Origin of the sequence: Streptomyces humi, assembly GCF_001005085.2 — a bacterium.
In the GTDB taxonomy this organism is placed as follows: Bacteria; Actinomycetota; Actinomycetes; order Streptomycetales; family Streptomycetaceae; genus Streptomyces; species Streptomyces humi.
On sequence record NZ_LBMU02000036.1, the window covers coordinates 1 to 17,359 of the forward strand.

Sequence of the window (17,359 nt, forward strand, 5' to 3'; positions counted from 1 at the left end):
CGCCGACTACCGGGCGCTCGTGCACCGCTGCACGGAGGCCGAACTCGCCGCAGTGCTAGGGCGGTTGATCGCCGAGCGCGGTTCGGGGACCGTGGTCGTGCCGGCGGGTCTCGCGCCGGGGTGGCTGGCGGCGACCGACGCCGAGCAGGTCCCCGACCGCGCGGAGAGCACTCCGTACGAGCTCGACCGGGTCGGCAGCGTCGTCACCGGCTGCGCGGTGGCGATCGCCGAGACCGGCACCATCGTCCTGGACGGCGGCCCCGACCAGGGCCGCCGCCGCATCACCCTCGTCCCCGACCATCACATCTGTGTCGTCCGGGTTCCGGACCAGGTCGTCTCCTCCGTGCCCCAGGCCCTCGAACGCCTCGACCCGGCACGCCCGTTGACCTGGATCTCCGGCCCTTCGGCCACCAGTGACATCGAGCTGGACCGGGTCGAGGGGGTGCACGGCCCGCGCACCCTGGAAGTGCTGCTCGTCAGCCGCGATCAGCCGAGCGACGTCAGCAACTCGAAGTGACCGGAAGGTAGTTCGTACGACGCGACGCCGTCCGCGTACCCCTGGTAGGTCACGCCGGGCACCCGGGAGAGCGGGGTGCGGCCCTCGCGGACGGTCCCCGGGTCGGCCGTGGGGATGCGCAGGGTGGCGGTGCTGTTCGCTGGTACCACGGCCCGGTAGGCGAGTCGGCGGTCCGTCACCCGCCACGCGCTGACGATCTCACCGTACGGCGACTGGTGCGAGCCGGAGACCTGGGTGATCTTCCCGGTCGGGTCGAAGTGCGGCCGGAGCAGGAAGTGCTTGAATCCGGGATGGGCCGGGTCCTTGGCGATGCCCGCCATGGACTCGTACATCCACTCCATGATGGCGCCGTAGGAGTAGTGGTTGAAGGAGTTCATCTCGACCGGTCCGAAGCCGTCGGCCGCGGAGTAGGAGTTCCAGCGCTCCCAGACCGTGGTGGCGCCGTTCTTCACCGAGAACAGCCAGGACGGCATGGCGTCCTGGTGGAGGAGCCGGTAGGCGAGGTCGGCGTGGCCCTCGTCGGTGAGGACGGGGGCGAGGACGTTCACGCCCAGGAAGCCGACGGAGAGGGTGTTCTCGGCGTAGTCGACGCGGGTGCTGTCGGGGTGGGCCGCCTTGTAGGCCGCGTCGTTGCCGATGTTGGCGGCGAGCAGGGTGACCAATTGGCGGCGCTGCGCCTCGGTGTCGTAGAAGCCGAGTCTGAGGACCCAGAGCAGGGCGGTCTGGGCGTTGTCCTCGGTCCTGCCCGCGCTGTTGCCGGGGGTCCAGGGCGGCGGGTCGCCGAGGCTGGAGCGGAGCGTGAGGTCGCCGGTGGAGGTGTCGGTGGCCAGGTACTTGGTGATGAACGCCCGCTTGATGTGGGCGAACAGCCGCTCGTAGGCGTCGGCTTCGTCGGTGCGGCCGGTGGCGCGGGCCATGTCGGCCATCAGGCGGGTGCTGTGGCCGTAGTAGACGTCGCTCATCAGCTGGGTGCTGGTGATCTGGAAGGCGAGCCAGTCGCCGAAGACGGCGCCCTGCCCCGCGTAGGTGTCGCCGGTCCTGCGCTGGATCCAGTCCAGGTACTTCGTCATCGCCGGCCAGCAGCGGTCGATGACCGTGCGGTCGCCGGACATCTGCCAGACCGTCCAGGGCACGACCACCCCGCAGTCGGCCCAGCCGCTCGCCGCCACCGGCTGGTTGTAGCGGTTGCCGGGCGCGACCCAGGTGAACTGGGCGCCGTCCAGGCCGTAGATCCGCTGGGAGTCGTTGAGGTTGTCGGTGAAGTGGCTGAGGAAGTTGACCGCGTCGGCGTTGTAGAGGCCGGTGCCCGCGAAAAGCTGGGTGTCGCCGGTCCAGCCGAGCCGTTCGTCCCGCTGGGGACAGTCGGTGGGGACCCAGAAGTAGTTGCCGCGCTGGCCCCAGCGCACGTTGCTGATCAGCTGGTTGACGGTGTCGTCGTCGGTGCCGATCGCCCCGGTGTCGCGGATCGCGGAGGTGGCGACCCGGCCGGTGAGGGAGGTGACGGTGATCTGCTCGGTGGCGGTGACGGAGGCGTAGCGGAAACCGTAGAAAGTCAGCGAGTCCTCGTGGGTCTCGCCGCCCGGGTCACCCTTGAGGACGTAGGTGCTGGTGGCCTTCGCGGTGCGCAGGTTGGCCCGGTACAGGGAGCCGGCCGGGCCGTCGGCGCCCGCGCTGGAGTCGTTGAGCATCTCGCCGAAACGGAAGGTGACTTCGGTGCCGGCCGGGCCGCGCAGCGTGTAGCGGGGGACGCCGACCATGTTCTGCCCCAGGTCGAAGACCGCGGTGTCGCCGGGGGCGAGGGTGACGGTGGCGGTGGCCGCCTGCGCCGGGTCGGTGACGGTCCGGGCGGGGTCGACGACGATCCGCCCCCTGCCGTCGCCGGTCACGCCGGTGTACACGGTGACGGAGCGCGGCCTGCGGTCCCACTCGGGCATCAGCCGGGCGCTCTCCCCCGGGTAGGCGACGAGTTGCGCGTCGGGGAACCGCGCCGGGTACGCGCTGGGTTCGACGGCCGACCAGCCTGAGGTGTCGAAGCCGTTCGCGGTCCAGCCGGGCAGGTCCCGGCGGGCGTCGTAGGTCTGGCCGTCGTAGATGTCGTCGGCGCGGTAGGGGCCGGTGTCGGTGGCGCGCCAGGCGTCGACCGGTTCGGTGACGACGGACTGGGTGCTGCCGTCGGTGTACCGGATCAGCAACTTGGCTTTGAGGGCGAGGGAGTTACCGTCCGCGGAGTAGTAGGTGCTGCCGTCCGAGACCCGGCTGTTGTACCAGCCGTTGCCGAGCACGGCGGCCAGGGTGACCTGCCGTTCGCCCGCGACCAGGTGGGTGACGTCATAGCTGAGGTAGCTGATCCGGCTGTCGTAGTTGGTCCAGCCGGGGGCCAGCAACTCGGTTGTTCTGCCGTCTCCTTGGGGCACGGTGACCCGCCGTCCGTTGACGTGGGCGGTGTAGACGCCGAGGGCCGAGACGTAGAGCCGGGCCGCGACCACCGTGCGGCCGGTGAGGGCGGTCTGGCGGCGCAGCAGCGGGGCGCCCGCGCTGCCCGGACGCTTGCCCGCCATACCGATCCAGCGGGCGCCGTCCCAGCCGGTGACACCGTCGGTGCTCAGCAGTCCGGTCTCGAAGCGGGCCGGGCGGGAGGTGGTGGCGCGGCCGTCCTCGTGCCAGACCGTCACCGTCCAGTCGTAGCGGGTGGCGGCGGTGAGGTCCGGGCCGCCGTACGGTACGGCGACGGAGTCGGCCGAGGGGACCCGGCCGCTGTCCCAGACGGGCGCGCCCGCTTCGGTGACCCGGATCCGGTAGGCCGTCTGGCGGCGGCCGCGGACCGGGGAGGCGGTGCGCCAGCCGAAGCGCGGGCGCTGTGCATCCACGCCGAGCGGGTCGGTGCGGTGCTCGACCGTCAGCCCGGTCACGGCGTCACCGGCGGCCGGGGCAGCGGCGGCGGCCGGGCCGGGGCTGCCTGCCCTCAGCACCGGGACGGCCCCGAGCGCGGTGGTGAGCAGGGTCCTGCGCCGGACTCCGTCGTGATCGTCCCTGGATACTCCGTCTGTCATGCCGTCATCCCTTCGGCCGGTCGGAGTTGTATCGATTCAGATCGATCGACGGATGAAGATAGTTGCCCTTGTGACACGTGTCGACGGAGGGAACAGGGACAATTTTTCACAGCCTCCGACACCCGTGGGATCCGGCCAGGGGACGGAAGGCCATCGGAAGATCGGGTTGAAACTTTTCAAAAACGGAGCCGAGCGTCCCGGAACGGCCGCGGCTAGCGTGAGGAGCATGATCCGGTTCGAGCAGGTCTCCAAGCGGTATCCGGACGGCACGACCGCCGTGGACGGCCTCTCCTTCGAGGTGGCCGAGGGTGAGCTCGTGACGCTCGTCGGCCCGTCCGGCTGCGGCAAGACCACCACGATGATGATGGTGAACCGGCTCATCGAACCGACCTCGGGCCGGATCCTCGTCGACGGCGAGGACGTCGCCACGGTCGACCCGGTGCGGCTGCGGCGCCGGATCGGCTACGTCATCCAGCAGGTGGGGCTGTTCCCGCACCGCACGATCCTCGACAACACCGCCACCGTCCCGGCTCTGCTCGGCTGGAGACGGGCGAAGGCCCGGGCCCGCGCGGCCGAGTTGCTGGATCTGGTGGGCCTGGACCCCGGGACGTACGGGGCGCGCTACCCCGACCAGCTCTCCGGCGGTCAGCGGCAGCGGGTCGGCGTGGCGCGGGCGCTGGCCGCCGATCCGCCGGTACTGCTGATGGACGAGCCGTTCGGCGCGGTCGACCCGGTGGTGCGGGCGCAGTTGCAGGACGAGTTCCTGCGGATGCAGGCCGCGGTGCGCAAGACGGTGCTGCTGGTCACGCACGACATCGAGGAGGCGGTGCGGCTCGGTGACCGGATCGCGGTGTACGGGCAGGGGCGCATCGAGCAGTTCGACACGCCCGGCGCGGTGCTCGGCACCCCCGCCACGCCGTACGTCGCCGAGTTCGTGGGCGCCGACCGTGGGCTCAAGCGGCTGTCGGTGACCGCCGTCGAGCCGGACGACCTGGAGCAGCCGCCGGTGGTCCGGCTGGACGAGTCCGCCGGGGGTGCCGCCGCGCGGATGCGCGGCCTGGGCGCCCGGTGGGCCGTGGTGCTCGACGCGGACGGCGACCTGCACGGCTGGGTCGGTCTGGACGAGTTGGCGGCGGGCGGCCCGGTCCGCGCGCTCGCCCACCGGATGACCTCCTGGGTACCGGTCGGCGCCCCGCTGAAGCAGGCGTTCGGGGTGATGCTCCAGCACGACGCCGGGTGGGTCGCCGTCCTGGACGGCTCGCGGTTCCTCGGTGTGCTCACCCCGGCCAGGCTGCACGAGGCGCTGCGCCGCTCGGTGGACGCGGACGCGCGCGGGATTTCGCGGGGGCAGGTGCCGTTCGACTCGGTGTCCGGCGCCTGACGGGCCCCGGCCGGGGTGGCGTCAGGAGTACGTCATCGGGCAGCCGCGGCGCAGTGAGTGCTGGGCGGCCCGCAGGTACAGCGCGACGTAGAAGGCGGCGTCCAGGTCCTCGGCCCATGGCCCGGGGCGGGAGGCGGCCGCCTCCTCGGCCTCGCCCTCCAGGAACCACATGGTCAGGTCAAGGTTGTCGCAGGCCTCCGGTATCACGTCCAGGGGCAGCCGGATCGCCTCGGCCATCCGCTCGGCGAGGGCGAGCACCTGGGGTGCGCCGGCGACCGTCGTCTCGTCGGCGTAGGGGGACCGGACGGGCAGCCGCAGTGACTCGTCGAGCGGCAGCGGCACCAGCACCGACCAGGTCAGCAGCAGCCCCGACTCGCGCTCCGACAGGTGCTCCCGGCACAGCCCGCCGAACCCGTCCATGGGCGCCGCCAGCTTCTCCTCGAACGACTGCCCGGAGCCGCGCACCAGGGCGGTCCGCTCGGGCACCGACGTGTACGGCGCGAGACCGCGGCGTGCCAATTCCGCGTCGAGCGCCGCGGCGAGGGCGCCGTGGCCGCCCTCGCCGTCGTCCTCCGCCTCGGCCTCGGTCGTGCCGAACCAGTCCCCCGCGCTGACACTCACCAGATAGATCCCCATGCCCCGCAACGTACCGGCCGCCACTGACAACGGCCCCGGACCGACAGGCCCCGGACCTCACTTCGCCGGGACCGGACCTCACTTCGCCGGGACCGGACCTCACTTCGCCGGGACCGGACCTCACTTCACCAGGCCCTTGTCCTTCAGGTAGGTCCGGGCGACGTCCGAGGCGAGTCGCCGCCAGCTGTCGACCTGCTGGTTCATGGCGGCCAGATCGGCGGTGGTGAGAACGTCGTTGAGCCTGCCGAGCGCCTTGGTCACCCGCTCGCCGCCGGCCCGTGACCGGTTGACGACCGGGACGACGTAGTCGGCGTTCTGTAGGTGCCGGTCGTCGGCGAGGAGGACCAGGCCGAACCGGCCGAGGGTGGCGTCCGTGGTCGTGGTCAGCACCATCTGGTCCTGTCCGTTCTGCACGGCCCGCTTGGCCTGCGTGGTCCCGACGCCCTTGGGGTCGACGCCGGTGATGTCGATGCCGTACACCTTCTTCAGCCCCGGCGCGCAGTACGGCCGTTGCACGCACTCGTCGCCCGCCGCGAGCCGTACCTTCAGTCCCGAGGCACCGAGGTCGCTCAGGGTTCTCAGGTGGTACCGGCGGGCGTAGGCGGCGGTCACCGCGAAGGCGTTCTGGTCGACGGCCCTCCCCGGGGCGAGGACGGTGAGACCTCGCGGGGTGGCGAGGCGGCGCAGCGCCTTCATGGTGGTGGCGAGGTCCGGTGAGCCGGCGGGCGGCGCGTCCGGGCCGTTGGTCCTGGCGTTGAGCCAGTCGGCGAAGGTGGCCGCGTACTCCGGGACGACGTCGATCTGGCCGGATTCCAGGGCCGGTTCGTAGAGCTCCCGGTTGGCGACGGTGAGGAGGGAGGTCCGGTAGCCCGCCTGGTTCAGCAGCTGCGCGTACATCTGGGCGAGCAGGTCGCTCTCGGTGAATCCGGCGGATCCCACGGTCAGGTGCCGGATGTCGCCCGGAGGTGCGGTGACCTCGCCGCGGGTCTCCAGGGAAGGGCCGGTGGCGCAGGCGGTGAGGACGAGCAGCAGCGCGGCCGGTGCCGCCGTGCGGCATCTCACCGCGAGCCCCGTGCCCACACCGGGGCGAGCCGTTCGGCGATCTCGAAGACGCCCTCCACGACCAGCGCGAACGCGGCGACCAGGATCGCTCCGGCGACCACCATGGGGGTGCTGGCCAGGTTGAAGCCGGCCGTGATGATCCGGCCGAGTCCGCCGCCGCCCGCGAGCGCCGCGATGGTGGCGGTGGCGACGAGTTGCACGGCGGCGAGCCGCACCCCGGTGAGGATCATGGGCAGGGCGAGGGGCAGTTCCACGCGCAGCAGCAGTTGCCGGCCGGTCATCCCCATCCCCCGGGCGGCCCGTACGACGCTCCGGTCGACCTCGCGCATCCCGACGTAGGCGTTGGTGAGCAGGGGCGGTACGGCGAACAGCACCAGGGCCACCACGGTGGGGCCCTCGCCCCAGCGTCCGACCGGGGTGAGCAGGAGCAGGACCAGGACGGCGAAGGTGGGGACGGCGCGGCCCACGTTGGAGATGTTCACGGCGAGCGCGCCGCCCCTGCCGAGGTGACCGAGGACCAGGGCGACCGGGAGGGCGATCAGGCAGCTGACGAGCAGACAGACGACGGTCAGGACGAGGTGCTGGAGCAGCCGGTTGCCGATGCCGTCGTCGCCCGCCCAGTGCGCGGCGTCGGTGAGCCAGGACCAGGCGTCGGCGAGCGTCGTCATCGGCGGGCCGCCCGGGTCCAGGGGGTGAGCAGCCACTGCACGCCGAGCAGCAGCAGGTCGGCCAGGACGGCGATGGCCACGCACAGCACGGACGCGGTCAGTACCTGGGCCTTGAAGTAGGTGTTCATACCGGCGTAGATCAGGTTGCCGAGCCCGCCGAAGCCGACGATCGCCCCGACGGTGACCAGGGAGACCGCGGAGACGGTGGCGATGCGCAGCCCTGCCATCGCGGCGGGCAGGGCGAGCGGGAACTCGACGGTGAGCAGCAGCCGGACCGGGCCGTAGCCGAGGCCGCGGGCGGCCTGCCGGATCTCCTCGGGGACGGCGCGCAGGCCCGCGAGGAGGTTCCGGACCAGCAGGGTGAGCGAGTAGAGCACCAGGCCGGCGACGACGAGGGTGGCCGAGAGGCCGTACAGGGGCAGTAGCAGGGAGAACATCGCCAGGGACGGGATGGTGTACAGGATCGTGGTGACCCCGAGGACGGGTCCGGCCGCCCAGCGCCGGCGGCGGGCCAGTACGGCCAGCGGTACGGCGACGAGCAGCGCGATGACCACCGAGACCACGGTGAGTTTCAGGTGCTGGCCGACGGCGTCGAGCAGGATCTGCCGGCGGCTGGAGAGGTAGGCGCCGCAGATCCACTCGTTGCGCGCGAGGCAGTCGTTCGGGGGCGCGGTCACGCGTCCATTGCACCGGACGGGCGACCGGCTCGGCGCGTTGTGGTGATCCGTCCGGGGCCGGCCCCGGGGCTACTTCATGCCGGCCGCGTCCATCAGGGCGGTCACCGTGCCGGTGGCCAGGCCGTCGGCCAGGGTCTCGATGCGTGCGCCGGCGCGGGCGCCGGCCCCGTCGAAGACCAGCATCAGCTGCCGGGCGAGCAGTCGCGGGTCCCGGGCGCCGCCCCGCTCGGCCTGGGTGCGGAAGCCGCTCTCCAGGTGGTCCTTGACGTCCCGGGCCACCGCGCTCGCCGGATGCTCGGTGTCCTTCAGCTCGACGAGGACGGCGAGGTACGGGCAGCCGCGGTAGTCGGGGGCGGCGGAGGCCTGCTCCAGCCGCCGGAAGACGTACAGGATCCGCTCGCGGGGCGTGTCCGACGCGCTGTCCGGCGGCGTGAGCTGGGCCTCGTACCAGGCCCTGCGGCGCTCCAGGCTGGCGGCCAGCATCTCGTCGTTGCTCTCGAAGAGCTGGTACATCGAGCGCTTGGAGACCCCGGCCGACCTGCACAGTGCCTCGACGCCGATGGAGACGCCGTCGCGGTAGAAGAGCTGGGCGGCGGCGTCGAGCAGCCGGTCGCGGGGGGACGCCTTGGCGGTGGTGGCCATGTGGCCGAGGGTACCGCGCGGAGCGGAGTTGGGAAACCGATCGGTATACAGGGTGGCGGGTCATGTGAACAAGCGCTTAGATAGTGAGGTCAGTGCTCGCCCCTCAGCCGGAGGCCCCGTTGTTCACTTCCGTCGACGACGTCTCCACGCGCCTCGCGGAGACGGGCTACCTCGCCTCCCCCGCGGTGGCCACCACCGTCTTCCTGGCCGACCGGCTGGGCAAACCGCTGCTCGTCGAGGGCCCCGCCGGGGTCGGCAAGACCGAACTGGCCAAGGCCGTGGCCGAGGTCGCCGGGGCGCGGCTGGTCCGGTTGCAGTGCTACGAGGGCGTGGACGAGTCCCGCGCGCTGTACGAGTGGAACCACGCCAAGCAGCTGCTGCGCATCAGCGCGGGCCGGGACGAGAGCTGGGACGACACCCGCACCGACATCTTCAGCGAGGAGTTCCTGCTCCCCCGTCCGCTGCTCACCGCGATCCGGGGTGACGACCCCAAGGTGCTGCTGATCGACGAGACCGACAAGGCCGACGTCGAGGTGGAGGGCCTGCTCCTGGAGGTGCTCAGCGACTTCCAGGTGACGGTCCCGGAGCTGGGTACGGTCACGGCGGCCCGCCGCCCCTTCGTGGTCCTCACCTCCAACGCCAGCCGTGAGCTGTCCGAGGCGCTGCGCCGCCGCTGCCTGTTCCTGCACATCGGGTTCCCGGACGAGGAGCTGGAGCGGCGGATCGTGCGCCTGAAGGTGCCCGCCCTGACCGAGACGCTGGCCGAGTCCGTCGTCCGGGTGGTCGGGGCACTGCGCGCGATGGACCTGCGCAAGGTGCCGTCGGTCGCGGAGACCATCGACTGGGCGCGGACCCTGCTCGCGCTGGGCGCCGACACGCTGGACGAACAGGTGGTACGGGACTCCCTCGGCGTGATCCTCAAGCACCAGGACGACATCCAGAAGGCGGCCGCCAAGCTGGACCTGGACGCGCTGTGAGCGCGCCGGCCGGTCCCCTCGCCGACCTGGCGGACCGGCTCACGGGGCTGGTCGGGGCGCTGCGGGCGCACGGGGTGCGGGTCGGGACCGGCGAGACGGTGGACGCGGCCCGCGCGGTCGAGGCGCTGGGCCTGGCCGAACGGGAGCCGCTGCGCGAGGGGCTGGCCGCGACCCTGCTGCACGGCACCGGTCAACGGGCCGTGTTCGACCAGGTCTTCGACCTCTACTTCCCGCGCGGGGTCGGCGGCCCCGGCGACGGGTCCGGCGACGGGTCCGGCGACCGGGACGAGCTGCGGGAACGGCTCGCGGACGCGCTCGCCGACGACGACACCGCGCTGCTGCGGCAGTTGGCGGCACAGGCCGTGGACGGCTTCGGCGGGTACGGGAGTTCACCGGGCTCCGACGGCTGGTCGTCGTACCAGACGCTGGACCGGCTGCGGCCGCAGACGCTGCTGGCCCGGGTGCGGGCGGACATCCGGGCACGGGGCGGGAACGGCGCGGGGTTCGCGGACCGGCTGCTGGACGACGAGATCAGGCGGCGGATCGAGGCGTTCCGGGGCATGGTCGCGGCGGAGGCCAGGCGGCGGGTGGCGGAGCGGCGCGGGCGGGACGAGATCGCCCGGCGGGCGGTGGCGCCGAGCGCCGACCGGGTGGACTTCCTGTTCGCCGGACGGGACCAACTCACCGAACTGCGCAGGGCCGTGCAGCCGCTGGCCCGCAAGCTGGCGACCCGGCTGGCCGCACGCCGCCGCCGGGCCGCTCGGGGCACGATCGACCTGCGGCGCACCCTGCGCGGCTCGCTGTCCACCGGCGGGGTGCCGATGCGGCCGGTGCTGCGCCGACGCCGGCCGGTCCGCCCCGAGCTGGTGCTGCTGTGCGACGTCTCCGGCTCGGTGTCGGGGTTCTCGGACTTCACGATGCTGCTGGTGCAGGCGCTGCACGACCAGTTCAGCAAGGTCCGGGTGTTCGCCTTCGTCAACCGGATCGACGAGGTGACCGGCCTGCTGGAGCACGGCCGGGCCGACCCCGAGGGGCTCGGCGCCCGGATCCGCGCCGAGGCGACGCTCACCGGCTGGCACGGCAGCAGCGACTACGGCATGGCGCTGGGCGAGTTCGCCGAACGGTACGGCGCCGCGGTGGGCCCGCGCACCACCGTGTTCGTACTCGGCGACGCCCGCACCAACAACCTCGACCCGAACCTCGCGGCCGTCCGCCGGGTCGCCGGGCAGGCGCGCCGCGTCTACTGGCTGAACCCCGAGCAGCGCTCGCTGTGGGGCACCGGCGACTCGGCGGCGCCCGACTACGCGGAGCTGGTGGAGATGCACGAGTGCCGGACGGCCCGGCAGTTGAGCGGACTGATCGCACGACTGCTGCCGGTGTAGCGCACGGAACGGGGTGCCGTCACCGCACGTGGTGACGGCACCCCGGGGCCGGCCCTCAGCCCTCCTTGGCCTTCGCGTAGTCCGTCGCCATGCCGCCGGCGAAGTCGTACACGATCACCTGTTCGTCGCCCACGACCCAGGCATCGTGCCCCGGCGGGCAGACGAAGACGTCTCCGGGGCCGACCTCGCCCTCGCCGCCGTCGTCCATGACCAGGTGCATCCGGCCCTGCACCACGAATCCGTTGTGGTGGACCATGCAGGTCGGGGTGCCCGCGATCGGTCCCACCGACTCCGTCCAGCGCCAGCCCGGCTCGAAGGTGGCGACGGCGAAGTCCAGGCCGGTCATGTGCACGGCTTCGAGGTGGCCGCGAGGGAAGTCACGCCGCTCGTCCGGCTTGTCGACCGTCTTGATCTCCAGCATGACGGTGTCCTCCCTTCCGGCCGCTCACCACGGCCGGGGCCGGCCTCCGCCGCCCGGTGGCCGCGCCCCACCACTCCATCGTCTTCCTGTCAAGCCGGGAGCGCCATTCGGACGAGCGGCGCGGCCGACGCGGGCAGCAGCAACTCCCCCGGCAGGCGCGGGAATTCGACAGGGCCGTAGCGGAGCCCGCTTCGGGGTGGGCTTCCCGGCCGGTTCTGCCTCCTCGGTCACGCCGGCATCCGCCACCGTAGGTGTTCCCCCGGCCGGTGCCATGTGACATATTACTGTCGTGAGCATGCGACTGACCTGCGATGTCGTGATCGTCGGGGCGGGCATGGTGGGCGCGGCGTGCGCCCTGTACGCGTCCCGGGCGGGGCTCGACGTGATCGTGGTGGACCGCGGTCCGGTGGCCGGCGGTACCACCGGCGCCGGCGAGGGCAACCTGCTCGTCTCCGACAAGGAGCCGGGGCCCGAGCTGGAACTCGCCCTGCTGTCCGCCAGGTTGTGGACGGAGCTGGCCGACGACCTGGGCGACCTGTTCGAGTACGAGGCCAAGGGCGGGGTGGTGGTCGCCGCCGCGGCCGCGGAGCTGGCCGCCCTCGACCGCCTCGCGGACGGTCAACGGGCCGCCGGGGTACGGGCCGAGGCGGTCGACGCGGACCGGCTCCGGGACCTGGAGCCGTACCTGGCACCCGGCCTGGCGGGCGGCTTCTTCTATCCGCAGGACGCGCAGGTGATGCCGACGCTGGCCGCCGCGCATCTGCTGCGGGTCTCGGGCGCCCGGCTGTCGGCGGGCCGGACGGTGACGGGGGTACTGCGCGGTGCCGACGGCGCCGTGCGCGGGGTCCGCACCGACCGCGGCGACCTGCACGCCCCGGCCGTGGTGAACGCGGCCGGGACCTGGGGCGGCGAACTGGCCGCGCTCGCCGGTGTGCGGCTGCCCGTGCTCCCCCGGCGCGGTTTCGTGCTGGTCACCGAGCCGCTGCCACGCCGGGTACGGCACAAGGTGTACGCCGCCGACTACGTGGCCGACGTGGCCAGCGACTCGGCCGCCCTTCAGACCTCGCCGGTCGTCGAGGGCACCGCGGCCGGGCCGGTCCTGATCGGGGCGAGCCGGGAACGCGTCGGTTTCGACCGGTCGTTCGCACTGCCGGTGGTCCGGGCGCTGGCGGCGGGCGCCACCCGGCTGTTCCCCTTCCTGTCCGACGTCCGGGCCGTACGCGCCTACCTGGGCTTCCGCCCGTACCTGCCGGACCACCTCCCCGCCATCGGCCCCGACCTCCGCGCCCCCGGGCTCCTCCACGCCTGCGGACACGAGGGCGCGGGCATCGGACTCGCCACCGGCACGGGGCAGTTGATCGCCCGGGTGCTCAGCGGCCAGGCCCCGGAACTGGACCTGACTCCGTTCGCTCCCGAGCGTTTCACCGAGGAGGCCGTGTGAACCCCCTGGAGTGGGCCGGGGCCCGCCCGGGTCCCGCCTTCGCCGTCACCTTCGACGGCCGCGAGATCGAGGCACTGCCCGGCCAGACGGTCGCGGCGGCGCTCTGGGCGGCCGGTGTCAGGTCCTGGCGGACCACCCGCGGCGAGGGCCGCCCCCGAGGTGTCCTCTGCGGGATCGGCGTCTGCTTCGACTGCCTGGTCACCGTCAACGACCGCCCCAACCAACGGGCCTGCCTGGTGCCGCTGCGCCCGGGTGACGCCATCCGTACCCAGGAGGGCACCGGCCATCATGACTGAGCGTCCCCACCTCGCCGTGATCGGCGCGGGTCCGGCGGGACTCGCCGCCACCCTGGCCGCCGCCCGGCACGGTCTGCGCGTCACCCTGATCGACGCGGCACCCGAGGCGGGCGGCCAGTTCTACCGGCAGCCGGCCGCCGGACTCGGGGCCCGCCGCCCGCGGACACCGCGCCACAGCCGACGCGGCTGGGAGCGGCTGCGCGCGGGGCTGGACCGGTACGTCTCGGCCGGGCACGTGACCCATCTCCGCGACCATCACGTGTGGTTCGCGCGGCGGCGGCGGGCCGGCTTCACCGTGCACGCGCTGCTCGGGCCGGAGCAGGAGCGGCCCGTCGAGGTCCGTGCCGACGGGGTGCTGCTCGCGACCGGCGGCTACGAGAAGGTACTGCCGTTCCCCGGCTGGACGCTCCCCGGGGTCGTCACCGCGGGCGGTGCCCAGGCCATGCTCAAGGGCGGGCTGGTGCTGCCCGGCCGTACCGTCGTCGTCGCCGGTACCGGGCCGCTGCTGCTGCCCGTCGCGACCGGGCTCGCCGCGGCGGGCGCGCGGGTGGCGGCGCTGGTGGAGTCCGCCGACCCGCGGGCCCTCGTACGACGGCCCGCGCCGCTGGCCGCCCAGCCCGCGAAACTCGCCGAGGCCGCCCGGTACGCGGCCGGGTTGCTACGGCACCGGGTGCGGACCCTGGTCCGCCACACCGTCGTCGAGGCCCACGGCGACGACCGGCTGACGGCCGTGACCGTCGCCGCGCTCGACACGGACGGCCGGGTACGGCCGGGCACCCGGCGGCGCATCGACTGCGACACGCTGGCCGTCGGGCACGGCATGCTGCCGCACACCGATCTCGCCCAGGGCCTCGGCTGCCGCGTCGACGGTGTCGCCGTGCACGTGGACGACGAGCAGCGCACCGACGTACCGGGGGTGTGGGCGGCGGGCGAGGCGACCGGGATCGGCGGCGCGGCCCTCGCCCTGGCGGAGGGCCACATCGCGGGACGCTCGGCCGCCGCCCGGCTGTCGGGTGCGGTGCCCGAGCCGCACGGCTGGGCGGCGGCGGCCGGCAGCCGGGCGGGGCTGCGGAGGTTCACGGCGGCGCTGGACGGGATCTACGCACCGCCCGCGCACTGGGCCGACCTGGTCACGGACGGCACGGTCGTCTGCCGGTGCGAGGAGGTCACCGGCGGGGCGGTCCGGCAGGCCGTGACCGACCTGGGCGCGGGGGACGTACGGACCGTCAAGCTGCTGACCCGGGCCGGGATGGGCTGGTGCCAGGGCCGTATGTGCGGGACGGCGGTCGCCGGGCTCGCCGGGTGCCCGGAGACGGCGGCCCGCAGGCCGTTCGCGCGGCCGGTGCCGCTCGGGGTGCTCGCCCGCGCCGGCGAGGACGAAAACGAGGACGAGGAACGGCAGGCCGACGGCCACGACGGCCGTGACGGCCGTGACGCACACCCGGATGAACAGCACGACGCACGGTGACATGACACATCCCCTCCGAGGAGCCCGAGGAGCCTGATGACCCCCGACCCCCAGTCCCGCCCCTGGCGCGGTGTCCTCGTCGCCACCGCCCTCCCGCTGCGCGACGATCTCTCCGTCGACCACGACCGGTACGCCGAGCACTGCGCCTGGCTGGTCGAGAACGGCTGTGACGGCGTAGTGCCGAACGGCTCGCTCGGCGAGTACCAGGTGCTCACCCCCGAGGAGCGCGCCGAGGTGGTGGCGACCGCCGTGGCCGCGGTCGGCGGCGCCCGGGTCATGCCCGGCGTCGCCGCGTACGGCTCGGCCGAGGCCCGGCGGTGGGCGGAACAGGCCCGCGACGCCGGCTGCGGGGCCGTGATGCTGCTGCCGCCCAACGCCTACCGGGCCGACGAGCGTTCGGTCCTGGCGCACTACGCGGAGGTCGCGAAGGCGGGCGTGCCGGTGGTGGCGTACAACAACCCCGTCGACACCAAGGTCGATCTCGTCCCGGAACTGCTCGCCAGACTGCACGGCGAGGGGTACGTCCATGCCGTCAAGGAGTTCTCCGGTGACGTCCGCCGTGCCTGGCGGCTGGCCGAACTCGCTCCGGAACTGGACCTGTTGATCGGCGCGGACGACGTCCTGCTGGAGCTGGCGGTCGCGGGGGCCAAAGGCTGGGTGGCGGGCTACCCCAACGCGCTGCCCGCGTCGACCGTCGAGCTGTACCACGCGGCGGTGCGCGGGGACCTGGACACGGCCAAGCGGCTGTACGAGCAGTTGCACCCGCTGCTGCGCTGGGACTCGCGGGTCGAGTTCGTGCAGGCCATCAAGTTGTCCATGGACATCGCCGGCCGTCACGGGGGCGCCTGCCGTCCGCCGCGGGTGCCGCTGCTGCCCGAGCAGGAGGCCGTCGTCCGCGCGGCCACCGAGAAGGCCCTGGCGTCCGGACTGACATGAACCCCCGCCCCGCCGGGACGACCACGCGAGGGGCCACGCCGAAAAGACCACGCGGAGCGACCACCAGGAGTGTCATGCGCAGCAAACTCGTCCTGCACGCCGTCGACTCGCACACCGAGGGCATGCCCACCCGCGTGATCACCGGCGGGATCGGGACGATCCCCGGCGCGACCATGAACGAGCGGCGGCTGTACTTCCGTGAACACCGCGACGACATCAAGCAGTTGCTGATGAACGAGCCGCGCGGGCACTCGGCGATGAGCGGGGCCGTCCTGCAACCGCCGACCCGGCCGGACTGCGACTGGGGTGTGGTCTACATCGAGGTCTCCGGCTACCTGCCGATGTGCGGGCACGGCACGATCGGGGTGGCGACCGTACTCGTGGAGACCGGCATGGTGGAGGTGGTCGAGCCGGTGACCACCATCCGGCTCGACACCCCGGCCGGTCTCGTCGTCGCCGAGGTGGCGGTGGAGGAGGGCGCCGCGACGAACGTCACCCTCCGCAACGTGCCGTCCTTCGCCGTCGGCCTCGACCGCAGGATCACCCTCGCGGACGGGCGGACGGTGACCTACGACCTCGCCTACGGCGGCAACTTCTACGCCATCCTGCCGCTGGACGAGTTCGGCCTGCCCTTCGACCGGGCCCGCAAGGACGACATCCTGGCCGCCGGGCTGTCGCTGATGGCGGCGATCAACGCCGAGGCGGAGCCGGTGCACCCCGAGGACCCGTCGATCCACGGCTGTCACCACGTCCACCTGCTCGCCCCCGGCGCGACGGCCCGCAGCTCCCGGCACGCCATGGCCATCCACCCGGGCTGGTTCGACCGCTCCCCGTGCGGCACCGGCACCAGCGCGCGCATGGCCCAGCTGCACGCCCGCAGCGAACTCCCCCTGCACACCGAGTTCGTGAACGAGTCCTTCATCGGCACCCGGTTCACCGGCCGGCTCCTCGGCACCACCGAGGTCGCCGGCCGCCCCGCCGTCCTGCCCAGCTTCACCGGCCGCGCCTGGATCACCGGCACCGCGCAGTACCTGCTGGATCCCACCGATCCGTTCCCGGCCGGCTTCGTGCTCTGACGTCCCTGTACCGCCACCAGGAGTTCCACCATGGCCGACCGGCCCAGCACCTCTTCCGCCCCCGCCATCCCCTCGCTGGGCGGCCGGAGACCCAACTACCGGGAACGGGTCGTGGACGTCCTGCGCGCCGCGCTGATCGCGGGTGAACTGCGGCCCGGCGAGGTGTACTCGGCGCCTGGCCTGGCGCCCCGTCTAGGCGTCTCCGCGACCCCGGTGCGCGAGGCCGTGCTGGAGCTCGCGAAGGAGGGGATGGTCGAGATCGTCCCGAACAAGGGGTTCCGGGTCACCGCCGTCTCCGAGAAGCAGCTGGACGAGTACACCCACGTCCGGTCCCTGATCGAGACACCGACCACCGTGGGCCTTGCGGCCACCGCCGGCCCCGAGGACCTGGAGGCGCTGCGACCGGTGGCCCAGGAGATCGTCGCCTCGGCCCGGAAGGGCGACCTGATCGCCTACGTCGAGGCCGACCTGGCCTTCCACCTGGGGCTGCTGGCCCTGGCGGGCAACGACCACCTGGTGGAGGTGGTACGGGACCTGCGGCGCCGCTCGCGGCTGTTCGGTCTGACGGCGCTGGTGCGGGCCGGCCGGCTGACCGCCTCCGCCGAGGAGCACCTGGAACTCCTGGACGCCCTGCTGGCCCGCGACGAACGGGCCGTACGCGAGGTGATGGCCCGTCACCTCGGACACGTCCGCGGGCTGTGGGCAGCCCGACCGCCCACGGACGACTGA

17 protein-coding genes are annotated in these 17,359 nt (G+C 73.2%); 10 read left to right on the forward strand and 7 right to left on the reverse strand.

Annotation, left to right across the window (positions count from 1 at the left end; all coding sequences use genetic code 11):
• The coding region (locus tag AAW13_RS15795; RefSeq protein ID WP_071659568.1) for a LutC/YkgG family protein at positions 1–517 on the forward strand (517 nt) is incomplete at its 5' end.
• Here the strand turns inward: AAW13_RS15795 and AAW13_RS15800 are convergent.
• Positions 487–3,567, reverse strand: coding sequence for an alpha-L-rhamnosidase (locus tag AAW13_RS15800; RefSeq protein WP_046732672.1), 3,081 nt, complete (start codon positions 3,565–3,567; stop codon positions 487–489). The genes AAW13_RS15795 and AAW13_RS15800 overlap by 31 nt on opposite strands.
• A gap of 226 nt (positions 3,568–3,793) precedes the next feature.
• Here AAW13_RS15800 and AAW13_RS15805 point away from each other — a divergent pair, with 226 nt between their 5' ends.
• Positions 3,794–4,948, forward strand: coding sequence for a betaine/proline/choline family ABC transporter ATP-binding protein (locus AAW13_RS15805; protein WP_046732671.1), 1,155 nt, complete (start codon positions 3,794–3,796; stop codon positions 4,946–4,948).
• 21 nt (positions 4,949–4,969) lie between these two features.
• Here AAW13_RS15805 and AAW13_RS15810 read toward each other — a convergent pair whose 3' ends face one another.
• The 5 genes from AAW13_RS15810 to AAW13_RS15830 all read right to left on the reverse strand — a co-directional run bounded on the left by AAW13_RS15810 (position 4,970) and on the right by AAW13_RS15830 (position 8,633).
• Complete coding sequence (locus tag AAW13_RS15810) at positions 4,970–5,584, reverse strand: hypothetical protein (RefSeq protein WP_046732670.1); 615 nt, start codon at positions 5,582–5,584, stop codon at positions 4,970–4,972.
• 120 nt (positions 5,585–5,704) lie between these two features.
• Positions 5,705–6,646, reverse strand: a complete 942-nt coding sequence (locus AAW13_RS15815; RefSeq protein WP_046732678.1) for an ABC transporter substrate-binding protein — start codon at positions 6,644–6,646, stop codon at positions 5,705–5,707.
• Complete coding sequence (locus tag AAW13_RS15820) at positions 6,643–7,314, reverse strand: ABC transporter permease (RefSeq protein WP_046732669.1); 672 nt, start codon at positions 7,312–7,314, stop codon at positions 6,643–6,645. The genes AAW13_RS15815 and AAW13_RS15820 overlap by 4 nt, the downstream gene beginning before the upstream one ends.
• Positions 7,311–7,991, reverse strand: a complete 681-nt coding sequence (locus AAW13_RS15825) for an ABC transporter permease (protein WP_046732668.1) — start codon at positions 7,989–7,991, stop codon at positions 7,311–7,313. Before AAW13_RS15825 ends, AAW13_RS15820 begins: the two co-directional genes overlap by 4 nt.
• A 69-nt stretch (positions 7,992–8,060) precedes the next feature.
• Positions 8,061–8,633 carry a TetR/AcrR family transcriptional regulator gene (locus AAW13_RS15830; RefSeq protein ID WP_046732667.1) on the reverse strand — a complete coding sequence of 191 codons (573 nt, stop codon included), beginning with the start codon at positions 8,631–8,633 and terminating at the stop codon, positions 8,061–8,063.
• Positions 8,634–8,752: 119 nt separating this feature from the next.
• Here AAW13_RS15830 and AAW13_RS15835 point away from each other — a divergent pair, with 119 nt between their 5' ends.
• Positions 8,753–9,610, forward strand: a complete 858-nt coding sequence (locus tag AAW13_RS15835; protein WP_046732666.1) for an AAA family ATPase — start codon at positions 8,753–8,755, stop codon at positions 9,608–9,610.
• Complete coding sequence (locus AAW13_RS15840; protein ID WP_046732665.1) at positions 9,607–10,992, forward strand: VWA domain-containing protein; 1,386 nt, start codon at positions 9,607–9,609, stop codon at positions 10,990–10,992. The genes AAW13_RS15835 and AAW13_RS15840 overlap by 4 nt, the downstream gene beginning before the upstream one ends.
• A gap of 55 nt (positions 10,993–11,047) precedes the next feature.
• Here AAW13_RS15840 and AAW13_RS15845 read toward each other — a convergent pair whose 3' ends face one another.
• Positions 11,048–11,413 carry a cupin domain-containing protein gene (locus AAW13_RS15845; RefSeq protein ID WP_046732664.1) on the reverse strand — a complete coding sequence of 122 codons (366 nt, stop codon included), beginning with the start codon at positions 11,411–11,413 and terminating at the stop codon, positions 11,048–11,050.
• Positions 11,414–11,702: 289 nt separating this feature from the next.
• Here AAW13_RS15845 and AAW13_RS15850 point away from each other — a divergent pair, with 289 nt between their 5' ends.
• The 6 genes from AAW13_RS15850 (at position 11,703) to AAW13_RS15875 (ending at position 17,359) form a co-directional block, all read left to right on the forward strand.
• On the forward strand, positions 11,703–12,854 hold the full coding sequence (locus tag AAW13_RS15850; protein ID WP_046732663.1) for an NAD(P)/FAD-dependent oxidoreductase: 1,152 nt from the start codon (positions 11,703–11,705) through the stop codon (positions 12,852–12,854).
• The gene (locus tag AAW13_RS15855; RefSeq protein WP_046732662.1) at positions 12,851–13,150 is read left to right on the forward strand and encodes a (2Fe-2S)-binding protein; all 300 of its coding nucleotides are present in this window, start codon (positions 12,851–12,853) and stop codon (positions 13,148–13,150) included. Before AAW13_RS15850 ends, AAW13_RS15855 begins: the two co-directional genes overlap by 4 nt.
• Complete coding sequence (locus AAW13_RS15860) at positions 13,143–14,618, forward strand: NAD(P)/FAD-dependent oxidoreductase (RefSeq protein ID WP_079178827.1); 1,476 nt, start codon at positions 13,143–13,145, stop codon at positions 14,616–14,618. The genes AAW13_RS15855 and AAW13_RS15860 overlap by 8 nt, the downstream gene beginning before the upstream one ends.
• Before the next feature lie 36 nt (positions 14,619–14,654).
• Positions 14,655–15,554, forward strand: coding sequence for a dihydrodipicolinate synthase family protein (locus AAW13_RS15865; protein WP_046732661.1), 900 nt, complete (start codon positions 14,655–14,657; stop codon positions 15,552–15,554).
• 74 nt (positions 15,555–15,628) lie between these two features.
• Positions 15,629–16,630 carry a proline racemase family protein gene (locus AAW13_RS15870; RefSeq protein ID WP_046732660.1) on the forward strand — a complete coding sequence of 334 codons (1,002 nt, stop codon included), beginning with the start codon at positions 15,629–15,631 and terminating at the stop codon, positions 16,628–16,630.
• Between the two features lie 30 nt (positions 16,631–16,660).
• Positions 16,661–17,359 (forward strand): GntR family transcriptional regulator, encoded by a 699-nt coding sequence (locus AAW13_RS15875; RefSeq protein ID WP_046732659.1) that lies wholly within the window; start codon positions 16,661–16,663, stop codon positions 17,357–17,359.

Coding starts and splice junctions, on each gene's coding strand:
- AAW13_RS15845 (WP_046732664.1), bottom strand. CDS start 11,413: ATGCTGGAGATCAAGACGGTCGACAAGCCGGACGAGCGGCGTGACTTC.
- AAW13_RS15820 (WP_046732669.1), bottom strand. CDS start 7,314: ATGACGACGCTCGCCGACGCCTGGTCCTGGCTCACCGACGCCGCGCAC.
- AAW13_RS15800 (WP_046732672.1), bottom strand. CDS start 3,567: ATGACAGACGGAGTATCCAGGGACGATCACGACGGAGTCCGGCGCAGG.
- AAW13_RS15810 (WP_046732670.1), bottom strand. CDS start 5,584: ATGGGGATCTATCTGGTGAGTGTCAGCGCGGGGGACTGGTTCGGCACG.
- AAW13_RS15870 (WP_046732660.1), top strand. CDS start 15,629: ATGCGCAGCAAACTCGTCCTGCACGCCGTCGACTCGCACACCGAGGGC.
- AAW13_RS15875 (WP_046732659.1), top strand. CDS start 16,661: ATGGCCGACCGGCCCAGCACCTCTTCCGCCCCCGCCATCCCCTCGCTG.
- AAW13_RS15830 (WP_046732667.1), bottom strand. CDS start 8,633: ATGGCCACCACCGCCAAGGCGTCCCCCCGCGACCGGCTGCTCGACGCC.
- AAW13_RS15805 (WP_046732671.1), top strand. CDS start 3,794: ATGATCCGGTTCGAGCAGGTCTCCAAGCGGTATCCGGACGGCACGACC.
- AAW13_RS15860 (WP_079178827.1), top strand. CDS start 13,143: ATGACTGAGCGTCCCCACCTCGCCGTGATCGGCGCGGGTCCGGCGGGA.
- AAW13_RS15865 (WP_046732661.1), top strand. CDS start 14,655: ATGACCCCCGACCCCCAGTCCCGCCCCTGGCGCGGTGTCCTCGTCGCC.